Source organism: Bradyrhizobium sp. LA6.1, assembly GCF_040547805.1.
Taxonomy (GTDB): Bacteria; Pseudomonadota; Alphaproteobacteria; order Rhizobiales; family Xanthobacteraceae; genus Bradyrhizobium; species Bradyrhizobium barranii.
Genome location: NZ_JBEPQK010000055.1, coordinates 1 through 2,127 on the forward strand (window position 1 = coordinate 1; position 2,127 = coordinate 2,127).

The window sequence follows — 2,127 nt, forward strand, 5'->3', positions numbered from 1 at the left end:
GCTGTCCAATCCCATCCCAAACCTCCGTCCTAGTCGGAGGCTTCTTCGCACGTTCATTCGAATTCTGAAGCAAGGGTATCGGCTTCGCGCTTACGTTCGAGCCCTGGTGCGCCCACCATAAATCCTCTTGCGAGATCAAGCGTCTAAGGTCTCACCTGCAAAGACAGAGTGAGAACTTTTAGAGACATTTCGCGCCGTTTAGACGCCCTCGTGCGCCAAACGTTCTGCTGCATCACCAGATCGGTTGTTTGAACGGTCGCTTCCGGCGTGCGCCGCGTCGTCCAAGCGAGGACATTCCCCAGTGCTGACTTCAGCTTTGTGTCGCTGCTGGCATTGAATGAGGGACGAGAAATGTCCCTTGTCCCTCTGAATGAGAGCGGGCGTTCAGAGGCCCATCCTTACGGGGTACCGGAATTTCAACCAGTTCTACCGTTGACCTCGTTGTAGAGCGCAAGCACCTGTGCCCCGTCCAACAACTCGCGGCTCCAACTCAGGGGTTTTAAATCGACGTCTTCCCAATCGAATGGTTCATGAGTTCGGCCATTGTAGGCGACAATGAATTTTGGGATTCCTTCTGGAAATCCGTCGGGATCAGATCGGTTCGAGGTCACCAGATAATTGGGCTCGATGCCTTTCCCTGTTATCCCGATCCGAACGAACACCGCGCCATGCTGCTTTTTGCAAACAACCATGTTTCGGAGCATTCCACTCAGGTAGGGATATGGCTTACGCAATGTTTGGACGTATTCTGCCAAGGAAGCAAAGTTCACCACGACACCACTTTAGCTAATGCTGAAACCGTGGTTGTCCTCCAAATGCCTGATAACCTTCTCCAAGGCCCGCATTATCAGGAGCTGGTTCGCTCCGAACGCATAGTATCCGGTAACCGCTACCTGAGCGGATAGCGAGCTATCTGCATTCTTCCGCTTGATTTTGTTGCCGTCCGAGTCGACGAATGTGATCGGGTACGGGAAGTGACGGCCTTCGCCTTCAAAGACCCCGTTAGGTCCCCAGTTTTGCGTTTTTGCGTTGTAGCATTCCCGACCGATGATCCTCTCTAACTCTAAGAGCAGGTGAAGGCGGCTTTTCGTAATCTTTTTCATTTGCTTCCCGTGCACAATCACAGGCGCAGAGCCTAGACTGCGTACTGCCACCTTAGTCAATCATCCGAAAGCAGCAGGTTCCGCGATGCAAGTTCGGCGGCACCGTTCCGCCGGCGCCCACGTGCGGTTAGGCTTCAGACGCTCTCGGTTAATGAAAGCGCTGGGTTCACCAACGTGTTCGGCAGCTGAACTAGCCTCCCGATGGTGGGCTGACCGCGTCAGGAAAGTTTTAAACGGACTAGGTATTTCCTCCAGCGCTGCGCTGGGACAGACATCGCGATGAATACGGCGCGTCGGCAATGGCAGCTTCGACCTGCCGTAAGCGGTGCGCCCGCTGGATAAGGTTTGACGTCTGAGGAACCGCTGCTCGTGACAGACCAGGAGCAAAGCCTCGCTGGCTGGGCGGCCGGCTGGGCGCAATTGGGCATGTGGTCGCTTCGGTCCCCGCGCTCTGTATGCGCTCCGGCTCCCGAGCGAACATATCCGCCGGTGCTCGACGACGGCGGGGCATCAGACGACTGAAAAGCGATCCAGCTTCGAGGAGAGCCGGCCATGAGATCCGCCATTAAGCGCCGCCTCATTGCGATCGAGCTAGAGGCCCTGACCTCCGAAGTTGAGCTCATCGAGCGAGAGTGGCAGGATCACCGTGTGGCGGCCAAACCGTCTGAAGCTGGTAAGAGCCCTCAAGGCGAGCTCAACAAGGCCACGAAGGACCAAGAAAACGAGCCCCCTTCAGCAGTCCACCCCATGAGTAAAATGAATCCCGAGTAGGGGCTCCGCGGTTGGGAGCCCCCCTCGATCGGCGTCCTATTTCACCTCAGCTTTGCAATACGTCGCGGTGCTGACCAACGGATACTGCCTTCCGAGACTGGCTTGATTTCCAACCATGCAGTCCCAGCCCGTTTTGTCATCGGACATGGCGGTCTTCCGGTAAGCATCCGGCGAAGACCGCGCGCGGGTCATTTTCGGCTCAGGCGGCTTGATCAACGTTCCGGATGGCAGAGCGCCAATTCCATGGCAGCAG

Annotated in this window: 3 protein-coding genes; 2 read left to right on the plus strand and 1 reads right to left on the minus strand. The window is 56.5% G+C overall.

Annotated elements, in window-relative coordinates:
* The first annotated feature begins 530 nt into the window (after positions 1-530).
* The gene (locus tag ABIB99_RS44405; RefSeq protein ID WP_354123522.1) at positions 531-905 is read left to right on the plus strand and encodes a hypothetical protein; all 375 of its coding nucleotides are present in this window, start codon (positions 531-533) and stop codon (positions 903-905) included.
* A 750-nt stretch (positions 906-1,655) separates the two neighbouring features.
* Positions 1,656-1,874, plus strand: a complete 219-nt coding sequence (locus tag ABIB99_RS44410) for a hypothetical protein (protein ID WP_354113642.1) — start codon at positions 1,656-1,658, stop codon at positions 1,872-1,874.
* A gap of 36 nt (positions 1,875-1,910) precedes the next feature.
* On the opposite strand, the gene ABIB99_RS44415 is transcribed toward ABIB99_RS44410, so the two are convergent.
* Positions 1,911-2,127, minus strand: a 217-nt coding sequence (locus ABIB99_RS44415; RefSeq protein ID WP_354182293.1) for a hypothetical protein, incomplete at its 5' end; no start/stop codon positions are given.